Annotated in this window: 1 protein-coding gene; it reads left to right on the top strand. The window is 65.5% G+C overall.

Annotated elements, in window-relative coordinates:
- Positions 1-687: chaperonin GroEL (gene groEL, locus MKK65_RS31590; RefSeq protein WP_243960287.1), on the top strand; the 687-nt coding region annotated here is incomplete at both ends.

Below are 687 nucleotides of genomic sequence, written 5' to 3'. Positions count from 1 at the left end.
AAGGGCCGCAACGTCGTGATCGAGAAGAGCTTCGGCGCCCCGCGCATCACCAAGGACGGCGTCACCGTCGCCAAGGAGATCGAGCTCGCCGACAAGTTCGAGAACATGGGCGCCCAGATGGTGCGCGAAGTGGCCTCGAAGTCGAGCGACATCGCGGGTGACGGCACCACCACCGCCACCGTGCTGGCCGCCTCCATCGTCCGCGAGGGCGTCAAGTACGTCGCCGCCGGGATGAACCCGATGGACCTGAAGCGCGGCATCGACCTCGCGGTCGCCGCGGTCGTGAAGGACATCAGCGAGCGCTCCCGCAAGGTCGCCTCCTCGGAGGAGATCGCCCAGGTCGGCACGATCTCCGCCAACGGCGACAAGGAGATCGGCGAGATGATCGCCCACGCGATGCAGAAGGTCGGCAACGAGGGCGTGATCACGGTCGAGGAGGCTAAGACCGCCGATACCGAACTCGACGTTGTCGAGGGCATGCAGTTCGACCGCGGCTACCTCTCCCCGTACTTCATCACCAATGCGGAGAAGATGGTCGCCGATCTTGAGGATCCCTACATCCTCATCCACGAGAAGAAGCTGTCGTCGCTGCAGGCGATGCTGCCGGTGCTCGAGGCCGTGGTCCAGACCGGCAAGCCGCTGCTGATCATCGCCGAGGACATCGAGGGCGAGGCCCTGGCCACCCTC

This window comes from Methylobacterium sp. J-001, from assembly GCF_022829565.1.
Taxonomy (GTDB): domain Bacteria; phylum Pseudomonadota; class Alphaproteobacteria; order Rhizobiales; family Beijerinckiaceae; genus Methylobacterium.
Note: the sequence above shows the minus strand (reverse complement) of the source record. Positions and strands in the feature narration are given on the sequence as shown.